Origin of the sequence: Nisaea sp. (assembly GCF_040217065.1) — a bacterium.
Taxonomy (GTDB): domain Bacteria; phylum Pseudomonadota; class Alphaproteobacteria; order Thalassobaculales; family Thalassobaculaceae; genus Nisaea.
In genome coordinates, this window is sequence record NZ_JAVJNX010000009.1 from 632,785 (window position 1) to 654,017 (window position 21,233).

At 62.9% G+C, this 21,233-nt stretch carries 18 protein-coding genes and 1 tRNA gene; 10 read left to right on the plus strand and 9 right to left on the minus strand.

Annotated elements, in window-relative coordinates:
- Window positions 1-99 precede the first annotated feature (99 nt).
- A complete protein-coding gene (locus RH950_RS15330; RefSeq protein WP_350058262.1) occupies window positions 100-1,158 on the plus strand; it encodes an alcohol dehydrogenase family protein in 1,059 nt (352 codons plus the stop codon).
- Here the strand turns inward: RH950_RS15330 and RH950_RS15335 are convergent.
- The 4 genes from RH950_RS15335 to glmU are packed head-to-tail and all read right to left on the minus strand — an operon-like array spanning window position 1,155 to window position 6,766.
- The gene (locus tag RH950_RS15335; RefSeq protein ID WP_350058264.1) at window positions 1,155-2,318 is read right to left on the minus strand and encodes a M24 family metallopeptidase; all 1,164 of its coding nucleotides are present in this window, start codon (window positions 2,316-2,318) and stop codon (window positions 1,155-1,157) included. The genes RH950_RS15330 and RH950_RS15335 overlap by 4 nt on opposite strands.
- Complete coding sequence (locus RH950_RS15340) at window positions 2,315-3,523, minus strand: diaminopropionate ammonia-lyase (RefSeq protein ID WP_350058266.1); 1,209 nt, start codon at window positions 3,521-3,523, stop codon at window positions 2,315-2,317. Before RH950_RS15340 ends, RH950_RS15335 begins: the two co-directional genes overlap by 4 nt.
- Before the next feature lie 35 nt (window positions 3,524-3,558).
- Complete coding sequence (gene glmS, locus RH950_RS15345) at window positions 3,559-5,382, minus strand: glutamine--fructose-6-phosphate transaminase (isomerizing) (RefSeq protein ID WP_350058268.1); 1,824 nt, start codon at window positions 5,380-5,382, stop codon at window positions 3,559-3,561.
- Window positions 5,383-5,407: 25 nt separating this feature from the next.
- A complete protein-coding gene (gene glmU, locus RH950_RS15350; RefSeq protein ID WP_350058270.1) occupies window positions 5,408-6,766 on the minus strand; it encodes a bifunctional UDP-N-acetylglucosamine diphosphorylase/glucosamine-1-phosphate N-acetyltransferase GlmU in 1,359 nt (452 codons plus the stop codon).
- 226 nt (window positions 6,767-6,992) lie between these two features.
- Between glmU and gph the strand changes: the two genes are divergently transcribed.
- From gph to RH950_RS15370, 4 genes are all read left to right on the plus strand, one after another.
- Window positions 6,993-7,664: a phosphoglycolate phosphatase gene (gene gph / locus RH950_RS15355; RefSeq protein WP_350058272.1), complete on the plus strand. Its 672-nt coding sequence runs from the start codon at window positions 6,993-6,995 to the stop codon at window positions 7,662-7,664.
- 43 nt (window positions 7,665-7,707) lie between these two features.
- A tRNA-Val gene (locus RH950_RS15360) sits at window positions 7,708-7,782 on the plus strand.
- Between the two features lie 150 nt (window positions 7,783-7,932).
- Window positions 7,933-9,180 (plus strand): MFS transporter, encoded by a 1,248-nt coding sequence (locus RH950_RS15365; protein ID WP_350058274.1) that lies wholly within the window; start codon window positions 7,933-7,935, stop codon window positions 9,178-9,180.
- A 287-nt stretch (window positions 9,181-9,467) separates the two neighbouring features.
- A complete protein-coding gene (locus tag RH950_RS15370; RefSeq protein WP_350058276.1) occupies window positions 9,468-12,635 on the plus strand; it encodes a DUF4347 domain-containing protein in 3,168 nt (1,055 codons plus the stop codon).
- A gap of 36 nt (window positions 12,636-12,671) precedes the next feature.
- On the opposite strand, the gene RH950_RS15375 is transcribed toward RH950_RS15370, so the two are convergent.
- Window positions 12,672-12,992, minus strand: coding sequence for a chaperone modulator CbpM (locus RH950_RS15375; protein ID WP_350058278.1), 321 nt, complete (start codon window positions 12,990-12,992; stop codon window positions 12,672-12,674).
- Between the two features lie 3 nt (window positions 12,993-12,995).
- Window positions 12,996-13,931 carry a DnaJ C-terminal domain-containing protein gene (locus RH950_RS15380; RefSeq protein WP_350058279.1) on the minus strand — a complete coding sequence of 312 codons (936 nt, stop codon included), beginning with the start codon at window positions 13,929-13,931 and terminating at the stop codon, window positions 12,996-12,998.
- 274 nt (window positions 13,932-14,205) lie between these two features.
- Between RH950_RS15380 and RH950_RS15385 the strand changes: the two genes are divergently transcribed.
- Window positions 14,206-15,129: a phytanoyl-CoA dioxygenase family protein gene (locus tag RH950_RS15385; RefSeq protein WP_350058281.1), complete on the plus strand. Its 924-nt coding sequence runs from the start codon at window positions 14,206-14,208 to the stop codon at window positions 15,127-15,129.
- Entirely contained in the window at window positions 15,126-15,959 is an 834-nt protein-coding gene (locus RH950_RS15390) for a phytanoyl-CoA dioxygenase family protein (RefSeq protein ID WP_350058283.1), read from the plus strand. The genes RH950_RS15385 and RH950_RS15390 overlap by 4 nt, the downstream gene beginning before the upstream one ends.
- A gap of 193 nt (window positions 15,960-16,152) precedes the next feature.
- Here the strand turns inward: RH950_RS15390 and RH950_RS15395 are convergent, their stop codons facing one another.
- Window positions 16,153-16,962, minus strand: a complete 810-nt coding sequence (locus RH950_RS15395; RefSeq protein ID WP_350058285.1) for a hypothetical protein — start codon at window positions 16,960-16,962, stop codon at window positions 16,153-16,155.
- Window positions 16,963-16,997: 35 nt separating this feature from the next.
- Window positions 16,998-17,852, minus strand: coding sequence for a hypothetical protein (locus RH950_RS15400; RefSeq protein WP_350058287.1), 855 nt, complete (start codon window positions 17,850-17,852; stop codon window positions 16,998-17,000).
- Between the two features lie 253 nt (window positions 17,853-18,105).
- On the opposite strand from RH950_RS15400, the gene RH950_RS15405 reads away from it, so the two are divergent.
- The 3 genes from RH950_RS15405 to RH950_RS15415 all read left to right on the plus strand — a co-directional run bounded on the left by RH950_RS15405 (window position 18,106) and on the right by RH950_RS15415 (window position 20,863).
- Window positions 18,106-19,146 carry a cyclase family protein gene (locus tag RH950_RS15405; RefSeq protein WP_350058289.1) on the plus strand — a complete coding sequence of 347 codons (1,041 nt, stop codon included), beginning with the start codon at window positions 18,106-18,108 and terminating at the stop codon, window positions 19,144-19,146.
- Between the two features lie 154 nt (window positions 19,147-19,300).
- Window positions 19,301-19,852 carry a DUF4760 domain-containing protein gene (locus tag RH950_RS15410; RefSeq protein WP_350058291.1) on the plus strand — a complete coding sequence of 184 codons (552 nt, stop codon included), beginning with the start codon at window positions 19,301-19,303 and terminating at the stop codon, window positions 19,850-19,852.
- A 114-nt stretch (window positions 19,853-19,966) separates the two neighbouring features.
- Complete coding sequence (locus RH950_RS15415; RefSeq protein ID WP_350058293.1) at window positions 19,967-20,863, plus strand: DMT family transporter; 897 nt, start codon at window positions 19,967-19,969, stop codon at window positions 20,861-20,863.
- Between the two features lie 144 nt (window positions 20,864-21,007).
- On the opposite strand, the gene RH950_RS15420 is transcribed toward RH950_RS15415, so the two are convergent.
- A complete protein-coding gene (locus tag RH950_RS15420) occupies window positions 21,008-21,217 on the minus strand; it encodes a cold-shock protein (protein ID WP_350058295.1) in 210 nt (69 codons plus the stop codon).
- Window positions 21,218-21,233: the final 16 nt, after the last annotated feature.

Below are 21,233 nucleotides of genomic sequence, written 5' to 3' on the forward strand. Positions count from 1 at the left end.
GCAAAAATGCTCACCCCGCGCAACGAACGGATTGCTCCTTTTCCTACACCCGATCCACACTCATCTCCAAAGCGAAACCGGAGACTGATAGTTTATGTGATGAGTGAACGACCAGAAACAATGCAGGCAGTCCTGCTGACGGGGCATGGCGACTACGACCAACTCAGCTACCGCACCGATATCCCGGTTCCGGTACCCGGCCCGCGGGACGTTCTTGTCCGTGTCGGCGCGGCAGGCGTGAATAATACCGATATCAACACGCGAAACGGCTGGTACTCGAAAGGCGACAGTGATTCAACCGACGCCGGCTGGGGCGGCTCCGCTCTTGAATTGCCGCGTATCCAGGGCGCCGACATCGCGGGCCACATCGTCTCCGTCGGCAGCGACATCGATCCTTCCCGGACAGGCGAGAGAGTTCTGATCGAACCCTGCCTGCGGGAGTTGCATGGTGAAACCGTCGAGAATTTCGCCTATATCGGCTCGGAATGTGACGGCGGGTTCGCCGATTACGCTGTCGTTCCGGCCCGGCACGCACATCCGATAAAGACCGGCCTCACCGATATCGAACTCGCCTCTTTCCCCTGCTCCTACTCGACCGCCGAAAACATGCTCACGCGTGCCCGGGTCACATCCGGTGAGCGGGTCCTTGTAACCGGCGCCTCCGGAGGGGTGGGCTCGGCAACGGTCCAGCTTGCCCGGGCCCGGGGCGCCGAGGTGATCGCGGTCACCAGCGCGTCGAAAGCGGAAAGCCTGCTCGCACTCGGCGCCGCCCGCACCGTCGGCCGGGATACGAAGCCGACCGAGGCTCTGGGCGAGGATGCTGTGGATGTGGCTATCGATCTGGTCGGCGGTCAGTTCTGGCCCGACCTGCTGGACCTCCTGAAGCCAGGTGGCCGCTATGCCGTCGCCGGCGCCATCGGCGGCCATACCGTCCCGCTCGATCTGCGAACGCTCTATCTGAAGGATCTCAGCTTCTACGGGTGCACCGGTCTGGAGCCGGAGGTGTTTCCAAATCTGGTGCGTCTGATCGAAAGCGGCGCAATCCGCCCTCTCGTCGCGGCGACTTATCAGCTCCGCGACATCGTGTCGGCGCAGAAAGCCTTCGCCGAAAAATCCCACACGGGAAAGATCGTTCTCGAGGTCGCAGGGGGATCCTAAGTCACACCGGGGATGTCGCGGGCGGCACGGCGCGTGAGGAGTTCCGCGCCATCCTCCCGGATCACGATATTCTCTTCATGCACCATCATCTTGCCCGGCGCGTATTCAAGGCCCGGCTCGAGGGTCAGGACCATACCGGGCTCCAGCACCGTCCGGTCGCTGGCCGTGATCGACGGCCATTCGGTCAGCTGCATGCCGAGGCCATGCCCCAGCCGTCCGACATCGCCGACCTGGGCACCACCCGCTTCCAGCACCTCCGCCATCACCCGGAAGAGGTCGCCACAGGTCGCGCCCGGCCTGGCCGCGGCCAGGCCCGCATCGGTCGCGGCATAAGCGGTGGCATAGGCAGAACGCACGGCATCGGTCGGCGTTCCGATGGCAAAATTGCGATCGAAATCGCAGAAATAACCGTCATGCAGCGTGCCCGTATCGAGGATCAGGACATCCCCGTCCCGGACAGGCCGCTCGGAGGGCGGCGAGATGATATCACCATATCCGCCCGGCCCGGCGCCGCCGACCAGATAGGAGACATCGTCGGCCCCGGCCTTCAGGCAGGCGATCTTGAAATCCCGGAAAATCTCCCGTTCGGTCATGCCCGGGGCGAGCCAGGACGGCCAATCCTCGAACACGCCGGAGACCATCTCGCAGGCGGTCCGGATCTTGCCGATCTCCGCCTCGGACTTGATCATCCTGAGACGCCGGTGAATTCCGGCGTCATCCCGGAAGGTGGCATCCGGCAAGGATGCCTGCAGCGCCGCATAGTCCGACAGGGGCAGCCGGAGATGGGTTTCCGGCCCGGACGCCATACCGACAACAGCTGCCCTGCCGCCGAATTCGATCATCGTCGCGGCCAGCAACGACAGCCCCTCATCCTCTGGACGGGGAGACGGCCAGGTCCGGATATCCTCGAGCCAGGTGCGCTGCATGGCGACGGCGCCGATCGCCGGGATCACGGCCACCGGCTTGCCCGCACGCGGCACGATCAGGAACCAGGGCCGGGTCGGGCTCTGCCAGAACTGGGTCATAAAACCGCTGAAATACCGCACCTCAGGCTCGGTGGTCAGCAGCAGCAGGTCGAGCCCCTCCGCCAACATCAGCGCCTGAGCGCGTGCAACCCGTGCCTCGAATTCGGAGACGGGAAAGCCGCGTCCGGTGCTCATGCCGCCAGATCGCCGACAATCGCCTTGTAGATTTCGGGATCCGTCGCACCCTCGCTGCCGATCAGCAGCACCCGGCTGTCCGGCCCGAGCCCGAGCTGTTCCTTAAGCGCCGGGTTGGCAGCGACGGCCAGAAAGCCGAGCAACCCGGCAACGCCGGACTCGCCGCCGGTGATCCGTGCGCCTGTCTCCCCCGAGGCCAGCAGCCGCATGGCCGGGCCGACGCCTTCTTCACCGACAGTGATGTAATCGCTGCATCCGGCGGAAAGGACCGGCCAGGCAACCAGGGACATTTCTCCGCAGGAAAGCCCCGCCATCAGGGTCTCTTCATGGATCGGCACGATGGCGGGTTTGTCCTGTCGGGCGCTCTCGATGGCGCAGGCGGCAAGGTCGGGCTCAACAATGACTGTGCGCGGGGCCTTCTCCCCGTAACCCTGCCAGAGCCGCGCCACCATCGCGGCAGCGAAACCGCCGACACCGGCCTGCACGAACATGTGGGTCGGCGCCTCTTCGGCCTGCCCCAGCACTTCGCTCGCCATCACCGTATAGCCGGCCATTACGTCGCGCGGGATATCGAGATAGCCGGGATAGGAGGCATCGGAGACCACGAACCAGCCGTTTGCCGTGGCCTCGTTCTCGCAATGTTTCAGGGACAGGTCGTAGTCGCCCTCGATCCGCCGGACATCGGCGCCGAAAGCCTCCATGGCCTGCTTGCGGCCCTGGCTGACCTCGGCATGGATGAAGATGACGCAGCCGCAGCCCGCCATTTCCGCGCCCCAGGCGACGGAGCGGCCGTGATTGCCGTCGGTCGCGCAGGTCACGGTCATCTCTTTCAGCGCGTCGGCAAATCTGCCGGAACGGATGTCGGCCAGCGCCGCATCGCCGTGCCCCCTCTCGGCCAGCCACTTGCGGGCCAGCAGCATGACCGCATAGGCGCCGCCCAGCGCCTTGAAGCTGCCGAGGCCGAAGCGCGGCCCCTCGTCCTTGTAGAGCACCGCCCCAATGCCAAGATCGTCGGCAAGTTTTGTCAGAGAATAGAGCGGTGTCGGCGCGTAGCCCGGCCAGGATGAAATCTCCGCGACAGCGGCTTCCGCCATCCCCGTTGGAAATTCAGCCTCCAGAGCACGCGGATATGTGCCGCCGACGGTGCCATGCGCAACGTGCTGGCGCAGCAGTTCCGGCGCCAAGAGTTCTCGTTCCATCGTCATCGCCCAGGCTCCCGCTGCAAATGTACCCGACCGCGTTACTCCACGGTCACGCTCTTTGCAAGGTTGCGGGGCTGATCGACGTCGGTGCCTTTTTCCGTCGCGGTGAAATAAGCCAGCAGCTGGACCGGCACCGTATAGAGGATCGGGGCCACCATCGGGTCGCATTCCGGCAACTCGAACGACCATGTCGCGAGGTCGCCGAGCCGCTTAACTCCGGTCTTGTCGGACAGCAGGATCACCTTGCCGCCACGGGCGCGCACTTCCATGGCGTTGCTGGCGACCTTTTCAAACCAAGGGTCCATCGGCGCCACCATGATGACCGGCAGGCCCTCTTCAAGCAGCGCGATAGGACCGTGCTTCAATTCACCGGCGGCATAGCCCTCGGCATGGATGTAGCTCAGCTCCTTCAGCTTCAGCGCGCCTTCCAGAGCGACCGGATAGGACAGGCCGCGGCCGAGATAGAGCACGTCGCGGACCTTCGAAAGCTCGTGACAGACCGGCTGCCAGCGCTCCATGTCCTTCAGCACCTCGCCGACCTGCGCCGGGAGATGGACAAGACTGTCGAGCACCCCGTTCAGCACCGCGTCGGAGGCGGTGCCGCGCTTTCGGGCGAAATCCACGGCCATGGTCAGCAGGGCGACGAGCTGGGTTGTGAAGGCCTTGGTCGAGGCGACGCAGATTTCCGGCCCGGCAAGGGTTTCCAGCACCACGTCGGATTCCCGTGCGATGGTGCTTTCCGGCTGGTTCACCAGCGAGAGGATATGCTGGCTGGCCTCTCGTGCATGGCGCAGCGCCATCAGCGTATCCAGGCTTTCGCCGGACTGGGAGATGAACAGCGCGGCCCCGCCGTCCGGCAGCACCGGATTCCGGTACCGGAATTCCGAGGCAATATCGATATCCACCGGCACACGCGCCAGGGTCTCGAACCAGTATTTCGCCACCATGCCGGCATAGAAGCTGGTCCCGGCGGCGACAATGGTGAGTTTCGGCAGGGTAACCGGATCGAACGGCAGGTCCGGCAGCTTGATGGACCGGTCGGTGGCGCTGTAATACTGGAACAGCGTATAGCCCATGACTTCCGGCTGCTCATGGATTTCCTTCTCCATGAAATGCCGGTAATTGCCCTTGCCGATCAGCGCGCCGGTCGCCTCGGTCAGGCTGATCTTGCGCTGAACCGGAGCCCCGGTCTCGTCATGGATCTCGGCACCGGCCCGGCGGATGATCGCCCAGTCGCCGTCCTCCAGATAAGAAATCTTCCGGGTGAAGGGTGCCAGCGCCAGCGCGTCGGAGCCGATGAACATCTCCCCCTCGCCATAGCCGATGGCCAGCGGCGAGGCCCGGCGGGCGCAGAGCAGCAGGTCTTCCTCGCCATCGATCATCAGCACCAGCGCATAGGCGCCGGTCACCCTGAGGGCGATCTGCTTCATCGCCGCTTCCGGACTCTTGCCCTCGTTCAGCAGCTTCTCGAAATAGAGTGCGACGATCTCGGTGTCTGTCTCGCTTTCAGGCGTGATGCCTTCGGCCGCGAGCTCCGCTCCCAGTTCCTGGTAATTCTCGATGATGCCGTTATGCACGATGCTCACCCGGCCGGCCCGGTGCGGATGCGCATTGCGCTCGGTCGGCGCACCGTGGGTGGCCCAGCGGGTGTGGCCGATGCCGATCGAACCGGCAAGCGGCTGTTCGGTAACGGATTTCTCCAGATTGTAGAGCTTTCCCTCCGCCCGTCTTCGCTCGGCCGGACCGCCATTCAGCGTCGCCACCCCGGCGGAATCGTAGCCGCGATATTCCAGCCGCTTCAGCGCGTCGACAATGGGTCCGGCAACGGGCCGGTTCGCGATCATTCCGATGATGCCGCACATCCGTCGGGCGTCCTTTCAGTCAGAGTCAGTCAGATTTACGTTTCTCGGCCTTGCGGGCCGCCCGTGTTTCCCGGAACCGTTTGGCGGCGCCTTCGCCGACCGTCCGCTCCCCGCGCACGACCACGATATCGTCCTGCCCCACATCGTCGCCGATCGTGCTGCCGGCTCCGACCAGCGCCCCGTCGCCGATACTGACCGGCGCCACCAGCGAGGAATTCGAGCCGATGAAAGCGCCCGCGCCGATCTCGGTCCGGTGCTTTTCGTAACCATCGTAATTGCAGGTGATGGTGCCCGCGCCGATATTCGCCCCCGCGCCGACGCTGGCATCGCCGACATAGCTCAGATGATTGGCCTTGGCACCCGCGCCGAAGGTGGCGTTCTTCACCTCGACGAAATTGCCGATATGCGCGCCGGCCCCGAGATGCGCCCCCGGCCGCAGCCGGGCATATGGACCGACCCGGGCATTGTTCGCGACCGTCGCGCCCTCGAGATGGGAGAAGCTCCTGATCTCGACACCTTCACCGATGGTCACGCCCGGCCCGAAGACGCAATGCGGCTGCACCACGCTGTCCCGGCCGATCCTGGTGTCATGGCTGAGGAACACCGTCTCCGGCGCGACCAGGGTGACGCCCTCCTCCATCAGCCGGCGGCGCAATCTCTGCTGCATGCGGGCCTCCGCATCGGCCAGGCCCAGGCGGGAATCGACGCCCATGGTCTCCACCGGATCGACCCAGACAACGGCGCCCCGGCGGCCTTCCTCGCGCGCGAACTGCAGCAGGTCGAACAGATAGAACTCGCCCTGCGCGTTATGCGGCTCCAGCTTGCCGAGCCAGTCCGCCAGCCGGGCCCCGTCGACGGCCAGCGCGCCGCCATTGCACAGCCGGATCGCGGATTCCTCGCCCGTCAGATCCGGCGCCTCGATGATCCGCAGCAGGTTCCCGGCATCATCCAGCACCAGCCGTGCATAGCGCCCCGGAGCGTCGCTCTCGAAGCCGAGAATAACGAAGGCCGCACCGTCCGGCCCCTCCGTCTCCGCCACCATCCGCGTCAGCGTGTCCTGGCTCAGCATCGGCGTGTCGCCGAACAGCACCAGCACGGTGCCGGCAAAGCCGTCCAGCTCCCCGAGCGCCGCCCGGACCGCGTCTCCCGTGCCGCGCGGCGGATGCTGGATCGCCGTCGGGATCGGCGCCACGCTGGCCGCCACGTCCTCCTGGCCCGGCGCCAGCACCACGACCCGGCGCTCCGGCGAGAGGGTTTCCGAGGCGGCCAGGACGTGATGCAGCAATGGTCTACCAGCAATCCGGTGCAGCACCTTCGGCAGATCCGATTTCATCCTGGTGCCCTTGCCCGCGGCAAGGATAACGACGGCGACGGGAGCGTTCATGAAGGGGCGAATTTCCGAGAGAGTCCAAAAAGGTTAATCGCAGGGCAAAAATGCCATAGGGCCCGGCGCCGGGACAGTCACGATTTCTTACTCTTCACAACAGCTTGCTGCACCGGCACGGCGCGATCGCTCATCTGGTATATAGCGCGGTGAATTCGGGCACAATGCGGCACCGGTCCGTGCTATAGCCGACGCGTCACCCACCCGAACGATCCCGGCGAACATCATGACCCGCACCCTCTCCCACATCGTCTTCGACCTGGACGGCACCCTGATCGATTCCGTGCAGGACCTGCATGCCGCTGGCAACCTGCTGCTGGAAGAGCTGGGCCTCGCCCCGATCGACCTTGCGACCGCGCGCAGCTTCATCGGCGATGGCGGGCAGGTCTATGTCAGGCGCGCCGTGGAGCTGCGCGGCCAGACACCGGACGCGGCCGCCCTCAGCGCCGCGACGGAACGGTTCATCGCGCTCTATGAAGCCAACGCCAGCAACCGGACCATCCCCTATCCGGACGTGCCGGAGACCCTGACCGCCCTGAAAGACGCCGGTTTCCGCCTCGGCATCTGCACCAACAAGCCGGAACGCGCGACCCACAAGGTGCTCGCCCTGCTTGGCCTCGACCATCTGTTCGACGCCATTGTCGGCGGCGACACCCTGCCCGTGCGCAAGCCGGATCCGGCCCACCCGGCCGCCGTCCTGGAACGCCTTGGCGCCACGCCGGAGACGGCCTGCATGGTCGGCGATAACGAGCATGACGCCCATTCCGCCAGGGGCGCCGGCATGCCCTTCATCCTGATGCGCTACGGCTATGCCCGCACCCCGCTGGAGCAGATCCCCGCCGCCGCCCGGCTCGACCATTTCCGCGATTTGCCGAAAGCCATCGCATCGCTGGCTTGACAGGGAAAAGCGCTCCGCTTAAGAGAGCGGTCCGTCAAGCGACGGGCGCGTAGCTCAGCGGGAGAGCACTGCCTTCACACGGCAGGGGTCACAGGTTCAATCCCTGTCGCGCCCACCAGCTTTTTCAATCGAAATACTTAGCAGAGAGCCGCCGAAAATTTCGGATGCGGCCGTTATCCAGCCGCCTTTGACGGGGCATAGCCGCACTGCTAGCGTAACAAGCGTCCTTTCCGGCGCTGTTTGTTCCTGAAATCGAGCTGCCCCGTGCATGTCTGACAGTACCCCTGTCCCTGCCGCGAAATCCTGGTTCCTCGTCGCTGTCATGTGCGCTGCACAGGTGATGGTTCAGATCGGCGCCTTCTTCTGGCCGGCCTTGTTGCCGACCATGATGCCGCTATGGGCGCTCAGTAACAGCGACGCCGGCTGGATCACGGCCATCTTCTACGGTGCCTACATGATCTCCGTGCCGGTCCTGGTAACGGCGACGGACCGGATAGACCCGAAGGCCATCTACCTGTTCGGCGTTGGCGTGACGGTCATCGGCCATCTCGGCTTCGCCCTCTTCGCGGACAGTTTCTGGCCGGCAATGGCCGCCCGCGCGCTGACCGGCATGGGCTGGGCCGGGACCTACATGACCGGGCTGAAGCTGCTTGCCGATCGCGTCGATGCCCGGATGATGTCACGGGCGACGGCCGGGCATGCCGCGAGCATCGGCTTGTCCGGCGCATTATCCTTCGCCTTCGGCGATGCCATCGCAGGGGCCTTCGGCTGGCAGGCGGCGTTCATCGCCGCGGCCGCGAGTGCCGGCACCGCGTGGCTGGTCATCGCCGTCGTCATGCCGCGCCGCGAAGGGCACCCGCCGCAGCGCAAGGATGGCGGTCGCCTGTTCGACTTCCGGCCCGTCTTCAGAAACCGCTCGGCGATGGCCTATGCCATTGCCTATGCCGTCCATACCCTCGAGATGAGTGCCGTGCGGGGATGGGCCGTCGCGTTTCTCGGCTACGTCGCGCTGACGACGGGAGCCACGGCCTCGCTGATCGCCCCGGCCGTCGTCGTTACCGGCCTCGGCCTCGCCGGAACGGTGGCCAGCATTGCCGGCAACGAGGCAGCCATCCGCTTCGGCCGGCGCCGGCTTGTTCAGACGGCGATGCTGGCATCCATCCTGTTCGGCGGCTGCATCGGGTTTCTCGGCGGTATCTCATATGCACTCGCGGCGGCACTGCTGTTTTTCTATGCCATTTTCATCTGGCTCGACTCGTCGTCCCTGACCGCCGGCGCCGCCGGGTCCGCCGAACCGGGGCGTCGGGGCGCCACCCTCGCCGTTCATTCCATGCTCGGCTACAGCGGCGGCTTCCTCGGCCCCCTGCTGATCGGCTGGACGCTGGATCTCGCCGGCGGGATGTCGACGACGGGATGGGGTTCCGCATTTCTCGGCGTGGCCATCCTGATGACCGCCGCGCTTGTCGTCTTCCGCTTGCTGCGGCCCCAGGGTCTCGCCGGTGACCGCACCGGCTAGAGCAGCTTGCCTGACGCACCGTCACACAGCAGGGGCTACAAGGCGCGACCCCTTTCGCGGCTACCCCGCCTGTTTGCGCTTTCCCGGACCAAGGCGCCGTGCTCGGCCATTCAACCGAACCGGCGGCGTGCTTGGCATCCCCGATCTCCTGCAAAACCCGGTGACGTACCGTTTGGAATTTCCATCATCAGCATTATTGGAATTCCAATTATTCCTATGGCCCTTTGGCGGCTTGATCATTAATCATTAAAATCAACCGGCGTTCTGATTTTAAGAATTAAAGTGAAATGAACATATTCCTTTCAAAACAAAATCCGGGGCATCTGTCACCTTCCGCTCCATGGTCCGGCGTAAACGGTGCCATCAAGGGGCATGACGGACCGGCGCTGGTTCTTGTTGACGCCGGACTCCCCGCGCCCGATCTGCTGATCCGGGCCATGACGGGCGGGCCGGAGATCGTTCGGCTCGGCCGGGACGCCGGCGCGCTCGAAACCCTTTGCCGCGCGGTGCGCGAGGCGGGACCGGATGCCGCGTCCATGCATCTGTTCAGTCATGGCAGGCCCGGGGTGCTCGCGCTTTCCTCCGGAGAGATCGGGCTGGAGACACTGGTGCGGGGCGGACGCCTCATCGACGGTCTCCGGCGGGCGCTCGCCGGCAGGCCGCTTACTCTCTACGGCTGCTCCGTCGGCCGAGGCGCGACCGGGCGCAGGTTCGTCGAGGCGCTCTCGCTTGCGCTCGATGCGCCCGTCTTCGCCTCCAGCACGCCGACCGGCGCCAAGGCACGCGGCGGGGACTGGATCTTCGATGTCGCGGCCGGTGCGCGCGCGGGCATATTCCCAGCCTTGCTCGATCCGGAACGGGCCGCACGCTGGCCCGGCCTGCTCGCCGTGGATGTCACGAGCACGCTCGGCGACGCCAGCGCGGGAACGCTCCAGGCCGCCGATACACCTCCCGATCAAATCGTGCATTTCAGCAATCTAGGAGCGGGCAGCACGATCACCCTCGCGGCCTCGCCGACTTTCACGAACGGCGCAGCCACGAGCTTCGACTTCACCGGAACGACGACATCTCTCACGATCGGCGGCTCGGACATCGTCGCGAACTCGCATCTCTACTTCAATATATCAGCGGGACAGACGCTGACCCTCAATTCCGGGGTTTCTTTCACCGGCGGGTCCTACATCCTTCAGACGGCCGGCGGCGGCACCGTCACCCTCAACGGCTCGGTCAGCGGGACGAGCAAGATCTGGGTCCTCGGCGGCACGACTGCCGAGATCGGGACGACGACCTCGGCGCCCCTGATCGATATCCTGGGCAACTCGACCGTGCGGTTCACGACCAGCGGCGCCTACACCTCGAACATCGAGATCGAGGATACGGCGACCATCGATACCGGCGCCAACACCGTCAGCATCAGCGGCACCGTAACCGATGACGGCACGAACGTACTGGCCAAGACCGGCACCGGCACGCTGACGCTGTCCGGAACCAACTCCGCCTCGGGCACCATGACCGTCAGCCAGGGTACGCTTTCGGTCGCGGCGGACAGTAATCTGAGCGCGGGCGCGGTCACGATCAACGGCGGCACGCTGGCGGTGACCGGGGCGACGACGGTCGATAATGCCATCGTACTCGGAGCGTCGCACGGCACCGTCAATGTCGGCGCCAATGTCACCATGAGCGGGGTGGTCTCGGGCACGGGGAACCTGACCAAGACCGGTGCCAGCACGCTGACGCTGAGCGGCACGAACACCTACTCCGGCAGCACCACCGTCACCGGCGGCTCGATTTCGGTGTCGACGGACAGCAATCTCGGCACCGGCAATGTGGCCCTGAACGGCGGCGGGCTGACAGTGACCGGCGCGACCACGATCGACAACGACATCTCCGGCACCAGTGGCCTGACGAAGTCGGGTACCGGCACCGTCATCCTAAGCGGCACGAACACCTATTCCGGCGGCACCACGGTGAACGGCGGCACCCTGCAGGTGTCCGGCGGCAACGCCCTCGCCGACGCGGGCGCGGTCTCCGTCGCGTCCGGGGCGACGCTCGATCTGAACAATACGAGCGAGACCGTCGGCAGCCTCACCGGCAGCGGCACGCTCAATATCGGCACCGGCACGCTCACCCTGACGAACGCCGCCGCGACCAATTTCTCCGGCACCATCAGCGGCACCGGCACGATCGCCGGCGGCGGCACCTATACGGTCGCATCCGGCGCCACCCTCGCCGGCACCAGCACCTTCTCGACAGCGGTCACGGTCGCGAGCGGCGGCACCATCGCGCCCGGCAACAGCCCGGGTAAGATCTCGACCGGCAACCTGACGCTGGCCTCCGGCTCCACGGCGAACATGGAGATCGAGGGCACGGTGCCGGGCACCGGCTACGACCAGATCGCCGTCACCGGCACCGTCACCATCTCGGGCGCCACCCTGAGCCTGACGGTCACCGACATTCCCGCCGCCGGGGCCAGCTACATCCTGATCGACAATGACGGGGTGGACGCGGTCACCGGGACCTTCTCCGGCCTGGCGGAAGGCGCATCGATTACCGCCGGCGGCGCCACCTACACGATCAGCTATGCGGGCGGGACCGGCAACGACGTGGTCCTGACGCTGCCCGCCGCGCCTGTCGTGGCCGGCAATGACGGGGTGACGTCCGGCACGGAGGGGAACGATCTCCTCATCGGAGGAACCGCCGCAGACCATATAAGGGGGCTCGGCGGCGACGATACGATTTCCGGGCTCGAGGGCGACGACACGATTTCCGGCGGCGCCGGGATGGACCTTCTGTCCGGGTATACAGGCAATGACCTGATCTACGGCAACCAGGACGCGGACGTCATCTACGGCAATACCGGCATGGACACGATCTATGGCGGACAGGATGCCGATCGGGTCTATTCCGGCCAGAATGCGGATGTCGTCTACGGCAATCAGGGTGCGGACCTGCTCTGCGGCAATCTCGGCGCCGACCGGCTACATGGCGGGGATGGCGCCGACACGCTCTACGGCAATCAGGGCCCGGATTCCCTTTGGGGCGATGACGGTGCCGACATTCTCTATGGCGGTCAGGGGGCGGATTATCTCGGCGGCGGCACGGACAACGACTCCCTGTGCGGCAATCTCGGCGCGGACACGCTGGCTGGTAGCGATGGCGCGGACACGCTGGTCGGCGGCGGCGGCAACGATCACCTGACCGGGGGCAACGGCGCCGACCTGTTCCATTTCGGCGACGGCGACGGCGCCGACCTGGTACTGGATTTCACCGTCGGCGAAGACAAGATCGAAGTCGCGCTCGGCACCAACGGCATCACCACAGCCGCCGACATGCTGGCCCATGTCATTACGGACGCGTTCGGCAATGCCGTACTCGATCTCGCTTCGGGCAACAATGTCACCCTGATCGGCATCGCACCGGTCCAGCTCGACAGCGCGAGCTTCCTCATCACCTGAAAACCCGCGGTTGCCGGTCGCGTTCCCGGATGGAAATCAGCTCTCCGAAAGATGCGCCGTGATCCGTGCCCGCACGTCCTGCGGCTGGGCATTGACCGCGTCGGCGAGCCGGTTCAGCTCCCGGCGCAGGCCGTGCACCTGGTCGAGCAGCGGCAGGACGACATCGAGGGCGTCGTCCTCCAGCGCCAGATCGGTGCGGAATTCGACAATCAGACGCAGGCGGGCGACGTCGATTTCCCGGAAGACATATCCCTCGCCGCCGCGCGCCGGCGCCAGCCAGCCGCGCTCGATCCAGACATGCAGCGTCTCGCGGCGCAGCCCGGAAAACAGGCCGAGGATTTCTGCTTCTTCCCGCATGGCTCAGCCCTCCTTCTCGGCGCGCGGATCGTAGGAATGGGTCTTCGACCACTCCGCGAGGAAGCTCTTCAGCGCCTCGTCCGGCTGCTTCGGCAGCTGCACAATCAGCGTCACCACCTGATCGCCCGCCGCACGCCCTCCCGCGGCCGGCACGCCCTTGCCGCGCAGCCGCAGGGTGTCGCCGCTGTTGGAGCCGGCCGGAACAGACATGGTCACGGCGCCCGTCACGGTCGGCACCCGGACCTTGGCGCCGAGCACCGCTTCATGCAGGGTGATCGGAAGGTCGGAATGGATGTTGTTGCCATGGCGGCGAAAGCCGGGATGCGCCGCGATGTGCACCTCGACATAGGCATCGCCTGCCGCGCCGCCGCCATATCCCGGCATGCCCTGGCCGCGCAGCCTGAGGATCTGGCCCTCGTGCAGGCCCGGCGGAATGGTGAGGTCCAGCGCCTTGCCGTTCGACATGGTGACGCGCTTTTTCGCGCCGTTCACGGCCTCGAGAAAGGAGACCTGTATCGAATAGCGGGCATCGCCGCCGCGCATGCGGAACTCGGCGCCGTCAGCACCGTCGGCGCCCCCCGCACCCCTGCCCCGGGCATGGGAGCGGAACAGGTCGGAGAAGATATCGCCGATATCGTCGTATCCCGCGCTCGACCGGTACGGATGGTCGCCGCCCGCACCGGCATAGTCCCGGTAATAGCGCTGCTGGGTCTCGTTCCCTTCCGCATCGATGGCGCCGGCATCGTACTGTTTCCGCTTTTCCGGATCGGACAGGATGTTGTTCGCGGCCTGCAGCTTCTTGAATGTCTCCTCCGCCGCCCGGTCGCCCGGATTGAGGTCGGGGTGGTACTTCTTCGCCAGCTTGCGGTAGGCCTTCTTGATCTCGTCGCCGGACGCATCCCTGGAGACGCCCAGCACCTCGTATAGTTCGTCCGCCACGGTGACACTCTTTCTCTTCGGTTACGCATCTGGAGTTGGACAGACACGATACCGAATTCAAGAAGGCCCGCAACGGATTGCGGGAGCCTGTGATTTTTGGCCGCAACCATGCGGTGCCCCGCTCCTTCACTGCGCGCCCGGGCAAATTGACGCTTCCCGCGCGCGCTTTCCGGGGCATACTTCCCTTCAAACAGGACACGCGCTGGCCTGCCCCCGCCTTCAGGCGCCATCGGGGCAGGTGAAAACGGCGCCGGCAAACAGGGAGGACAGGGCGATGCTGACGGCGGACGAAATCGCGTTCTATCGCGAGAACGGCTATCTCATGGTCGAGGATGCGGTGAGCGCCGCGCAGCTCGACCGGCTGCGGGACATCACCTACGGCCTGATCGAGAAATCCCGCACCGTCACCGAGAGCGACGACGTCTACGATCTCGACGAGGGCCACGCGGCCGCCGCGCCGCGCCTGACCCGGATCAAGCTGCCGCACAAGCAGGACCCGTACTACTGGGAGGTGCTGAAAGATTCCCGCATGACCGGCGTGCTGACCGCCCTGCTCGGCCCGGACACCATGCTGCAGACCAGCAAGCTGAACACCAAGGCCCCCGGCGGCGGGGCGGCGGTCGAATGGCACCAGGACTGGGCCTTCTATCCGCACAGCAACGACGATATGCTCGCCTTCGGGCTGATGCTGGAGGATGTCGCGCAGGAGAACGGGCCGCTGCAGGTCATCCCTGGGACCCACAAGGGCCCGGTGCTCTCCCACCACGGCCGGGACAGCGGCGTGTTCTGCGGCGCGATCGACCCGGAAGACCCGTTGTTCGAGCCGGAGAAGGCCGTCACCCTGACCGGCAAGGCCGGGTCGATGACGGTGCATCACGTCCGCGCCCTGCACGGCTCGGCGCCGAACCTGTCGGACCGGAACCGGTTGATCCTGTTCTACGAATGCCGCGCCGCCGATGCCTGGCCGCTGGTCGGCTCGGCGCATTTCGCCAAGCTCGCGGCGGGCGGGTTGCAGGCTCTCTGGGACCATGTGACGGAAAGCGTCATCACCGGCGAGGCGACGATGCAGCCCCGGGTAGAGGCCGTGCCGGTCCGCCTGCCGCTGCCTCCCGCCCCCGATGCGGGCTCGATCTTCAAGACGCAGAAATCCGGCGGCGCCCGCAGCGCCTTCACGCCGCGCGAGAAGATCGGGGCATGAGCAGCATGGCGACCGCCCCCGAAACCACCATCACGGCAACCTTCAAGCGCGACGGTTTCGTCTGCCCGATCACCGTGATGTCGCCGCAGGAGGCGGCGGGCTATCGCGGGCAACTGGAAAAGGCCGAGGCCCGGTACGGCGCCGACAAGAGTTTCCACAAGATCCTCCGGCGCTATCCCAACCTGGTCCTGCCCTTCGTCGACGCGATCAGCCGGCGCCCGGAAATCACCGATGTCGTGGCCGAGATCCTGGGGCCGGACCTGCTGGTGCTGGACGCCCCCTTCTTCATCAAGGAGGCCAATACCAAAAGCTTCGTTTCCTGGCACCAGGACCTGCATTACTGGGGGCTGGAGACCGAGGAAGAGGTCACCGCCTGGGTCGCCCTGACGCCGGCGACGACGGAGAACGGCTGCATGCGTTTCGTGGCCGGCTCGCAGGACCGGCGGGTCGAGCACAGCGACACCTTCGCCGAGGACAATCTGCTGACCCGCGGCCAGGAGGTCGCGGTCACGGTGGACGAGGCCGAGGCGACCGAGGCCGCGCTGCAGGCCGGCCAGATGTCGATCCATCACGGCCGCGTCTTCCACGCCTCCCACCCGAACCGGACCGACGACCGCCGCATCGGCCTCGCCATCCGCTACATCCCGGCCCATGCACGCCAGACCGAGGGCGGCAACATGGCGGCCATGCTGGTGCGCGGAGCGGACCGGCACAAGAACTTCCGCCCCTGCCGCCCGCCCACGGGCCTGATGACCGAGGCGGACCTGGCACACTGGACAGAGATCGCCGGCGCGCGGAACAGGGTGATGCTGGGGGGCAAGGAAGGGTGACGGAAAGTATGGAAGACAGGATATAAATGAAAAGGGACCGCCAGCTGGATCACTGCGATGTCGACTGCGGTTGAGGGAGCACGATGTTTAAGTCAGGAGGTTCGTGTAACCGATCTGTGGCGCCTATGGTTTTTTGACCGTCGAAAATGAGTATTGTGTCTCTCTAGTTTCGGAATCCTAAATGAGTCTACACTCAATATTCCGGTTCATTTGCGACTATTCTGGACGTTGCAGCAGCTCGAACATGCGGTACGATCAGTAGTCCGACAAAAACACCAATTCCTAATGTAACAAAACCTATCAATTTCATTCTATCAAAGAACTCCGCACCTTTCATCGGCGCCTCTAGATGTAGAATTTGTACAAACATATTAAACATAACCCCACCCGCCAACAAAATCCCTCCGAGCCACAAGGCATCCCAACATCTTTGTAGCCCCGCTGAAGTCGAAGATTTTTTCCGACTCTGCCAGCACAACCCCAAAACCAAAGACGCTGGCACAATCGAAGCGGCGATCGAAAATTGTATAGGGCTGTAATTTGGGTTTCCGCCTTCAATAGAAATATTAAGAGATACAGCCATAAAAACCGCGATTACATGTGCAATTGCGGTAAGAATTGCTGCAATTGCATACCATAAAAAAGGCGCATTCTCCGACTCTGCAAAACGCCTCAGACCTCCAACCATTGCACCAACAACAACAGCCAGAATAATACTTGCTGAAATCACAAATATAAATGGCCGCGGCCGCTCAGGGATATTATTGCCAATCACAATTGGAGCGACAAAAAAAATTGAAAGAGCGAACACATACACCAAAAACGCTATAAAAATAGCCCGATTCACATCAATCACGTAAATTTTTCCCAAGCCGCTAAATCCAGACTCTCTTAATTTTGAGAGTTTCAACTCACATTTATCTCCAGATAAAATCACCGACCTCGCAAAAGCTAATGATAATTCCGATAAGAGTTTTTCATAGCCATCTTTAAAAAAATCCATTACAGGACTAATCATTTGATTTACAAATTTCGCGCTTATTGATGTTTTTTTTCTATTGCTTTCTTTATATCTCCGACAGATTGATAAAATATTTCATCATTTTTCCCAACTAAAGATATTAATTTTTCCAAATCCTCCGGATCAGCAACTCCAGACTGAATTTTTTCAATATGTCCCTTAATCCGACATGCAAGAATCATTCTACGCTCATGAGCATTTATTGCCACTTCCCGATTTGGCATCTCATCATTAGGTAAAGCGGCAAACCAAATTGCATCCCCACTTAGATTCAAAAGAACATCTACTTTTCGTGTAATTGTGGCGAGATCTGAACCGGCGCCTGGCTTCCCGTCGGATTGTAATGTCCGATTCTCCAACCATTCCAAAGCCGCAATACCGTCAGGCCAAGAGATATCATTAGGTTCAAAATTACCCGTTTCCAGTTTCTTTGCCAAATTTATACCGTCTTCTTCAATTAGACTAATGTTATGGAGTTGCCGGAGTATTCCTTCTTCAATTTTTCTCCACCTTTGAAGCGCGAAGAGACTAAAAAAAACGGCGGTCGCAGTAACAGCAAACGCGTCCCCTCCCATACTAAGCTTTTCATTTTCTTGGATAACCGAGATAACTTTCTTAAAATCCTCAGGGCTAACGGCCAAAAGAATCTCTAAAAATACTGGAAAATGAGACACCACAAAAACAAAACCCAGCAAGAATAAATAGAAAAATAAATTAAACATCGAAAACAACAAGCGTGCTCGAAAATTTGGAGGAAGAACTCCCTTTCCCGATTCCTTAATATGATTAGGAAATAAAAAACTGACGTAAAAACAAACTAATATAGAGCCAAAAAATACAACTGCGACATCAATTGGCCCGAGCATGGTCATCGCTCCCTCCAATTTAACGTGATATACAACCTTAATAAATACAACCTAAGCATGACTCAATCAACACGAAAACACAGAGGTCATCCACAAACACGATACTCAATCACGTGTTGACGGATGTTTTCGGCGCGAATTGAGTGAAAATTATGAAAATAGAGTGATCAACTTTTAGCTATACTAAAGCAACGGGTCCATCTGAATGTGTCCTGCGCCCGACCGGCGCCCATAAACAAAAATCAATAGCGAGGAAACCATGAACAAGCGGTGGAAAAACCGTCCCGAAGGGTCGACCTGGGGGGATTTCGGGGCGGATGACGAGAAGGGCCGGATCAACCTGCTGACGGCCGAGAAGGTCCGCCAGGGCGTGGCCGAGGTGCAGACCGGCGAGACCTTCTGCCTGTCCCTGCCGCTGGACTATCCGGGCAAGCGGCTGCTGAACCCTCGGCGCTTCCCGCCCCGGCATTTCGCCACCGCGCGCGGCGGGCTGGCGAATTTCAACTTCCCGCTCAGCCTCAACGACGAACGCCTGGTCGATGTCATCTCGGACGATGCGGTGCTGCTCTGCCTGCAATATTCGACCCAGTGGGACAGCCTGTGCCATATCGGCGCGCGCTTCGATGCGGACGGCGATGGCGAGGCGGAGATCGTCTATTACAACGGCTGGCGCGGCGGCGAGCATATCGCCGGGCCGACCATGGACCAGCCGGGCAACGAGCATACCCGCTTCGAGGGCACAGACGCCAAGCGGCTCGGCATCGAGAACATGGCCGAGACCTGCGTCCAGGGCCGCGGCGTGCTGATCGATATCGAGAAGCATCTCGGCCGCGAGCGGACCTATGTCGGCTACGACCAGCTGATGAAAATCATGGAGGCGGACAAGGTGACCGTCGAGACGGGCGACATGGTGCTGCTGCACACCGCCTTCAGCAAGGTCGTCATGGACATGCAGCTCGAGCCGGACGAGGACACGCTGCTGCATGCCTGCTGCGTGCTGGACGGCCGGGACGAGCGCCTGCTGAACTGGATCACCGACAGCGGCCTGTCGGTCCTGATCGCCGACAATTACGGCGTCGAGGACCCGCATGCCGAGCTGCCGGAGGACGCGACGGTGTTCATGCCGCTGCACCACCATTGCATCTTCAAGCTCGGCGTCCATCTCGGCGAGCTCTGGTACCTGCACGACCTGGCCCTGTGGCTGCGCGCCCAAAACCGCTCGCGCTTCCTGCTGACCGCCCCGCCGCTGCGCCTGCCGGGCGTCGTCGGCTCGCCGGCCACGCCGGTCGCCACGGTCTGACCGCTCAGGTCTTCGCCGCCCGCCATTGCGCTGGACAGCGGGCGGCGATCCCTGTGAATTGGAGCCTGCGGGAAACGGTCAAGACCGGCCGGACGGCGGCTTGAACTGAGATGCGCGCCTGCCGGACAATCCGGTTATCCTGAGACATCGCGACATGCTGAAGATCGAAATGCCGGACAACATACTCCAAATACTGCAAACGCTGTTTCACGACGGCGGATACGGGACCAGTGTTTCCGTTTTTTCTGCGGTTTTGATCTTCCTCATCCAATCGAGGCAAAGAAGAAAAGCGGAACGCCGGAATCAAACGCTCAGTGTTCTTTTATCCCTGGAAAGCATTGAGCGCCTGGCGGTCGCGGACCGGAAATTCGCGAAATGGATAAAGACAGGTCATAAATTTGACGGCGAGACCATCGGCACGGAGGAGGAAAGTACCGTCATCGATCTCCTCGATTTCTATGAAATGGTCTGCACGTCCATATTCATGGGGAATCTGGATTACAAGGTGACGAGTCATCTGCGCGGGGGCCCGATGGAGGGGGCTTACCGGGTTTGCGAAAACTATATCGGGCAGACACGCGCGCGTCTTTCCAGACCGGAAGTCTACGGATATCTGGAAGCTTTCTGCCGGTATCGCGATAGCTCGCTGTTTGGCCGTCTGGCCGGGAAGCTCTTCGGACTTCAGCTTGTTCGGAAGTTTTTGTGAGGTCTGTTTTGCCGTAACTGGCTGGACAGCGGGCGGTGATCCCTGTCAATTGACTCTCTCCGGAAGCGGCAGGCGTTTGGGACTGCATGGCACCGGCAGGAGCGCGGTGCAGACATGACGAATGATCGGTTCGGAGCGCGCGAGGATGCCGAGGGCACCCGTGCCGGCATCGGCATCATGTTCGCCGTCACCTTCACCTTCTCGGTCATGGATGCGCTGACCAAGATGGCGGTGCAGATCTATCCGGCGCCTCAGATCCTCTGGATCCGCTACATGGTATTCGCGGGTGTGACCCTGGCGCACGGACTGCGCCGCCGCGGCCGGTATCTCTTCGTCTCCCGCGCCATTGTCCTGCAGCTCTTCCGCGGCTTCCTGCTGTCCGGCGAGATTCTCATCTTCATCGTCGCCTTCCGCTACCTGCCGCTGGCGGACATACAGGCCATCGCCGCCGCCGGGCCGCTGATGACCACCGCGCTCTCCGTCCCGCTGCTGAAGGAGCAGGTCGGGATCCGGCGCTGGAGCGCGATCGGCGTCGGCGCCATCGGGGTGTTCATCATCATCCGGCCGGGTTTTGCCGCCTTCGATCCGATGCTTCTGTTGCCGCTCTTCGGCATTGCGCTCTACGCCCTCTACCAGGTGCTGACCCGCAAGGCCGCCCGCTATGACGACGCCAGCACGACGGTGCTCTATACGGGGGTGACCGGGCTTGTCTCCATGAGCTGCGTCGGGCCGTTCTTCTGGGTCACGCCGGACTGGACTGGGCTCGCCATTATGGCGGCGATCGGAGTCCTCGGCATGACCGGCCACGGGCTGCTGATCAAGGCCCTGTCGCTGGCACCGGCGAGCGTGCTGCAGCCGCTGAACTACCTGATGCTGCCCTGGGCCGTGTTGTGGGGATACCTGTTCTACGACGACCTGCCGGACCTGGCGACCATCATCGGCGCCGCCATCGTCGTCGCCAGCGGCATCTATACCTTCCACCGCGAACGGATCGTCCGCAACGGCGGCTGAGCTGAAAACAAAAACGCCAACCCACGAATGGATTGGCGTTTTTTGACCGTCACGCACGCGGCTCTGCGAGCCTTGTCCGAAGGGCCGCCCCGAAGCCGCTGTTCCGGAGAACAGCGACCTAAGGGTTATACCGGCAGAGACTGATTACTGGGTCTGCAGGTTGACAGCGGAAGACTTGCCGCGCTGGCGGTCTTCTTCGATGTCGTAGCTGATCTTGTCGCCTTCGTTCAGACCATGCATGCCTGCACGCTCGACGGCGGTGGCGTGAACGAACACGTCGTTGCTGCCATCATCCGGTGCGATGAAGCCATAACCCTTGGTGGTGTTGAACCATTTCACTGTACCTGTAGCCATGATCGTAATTCCTTAT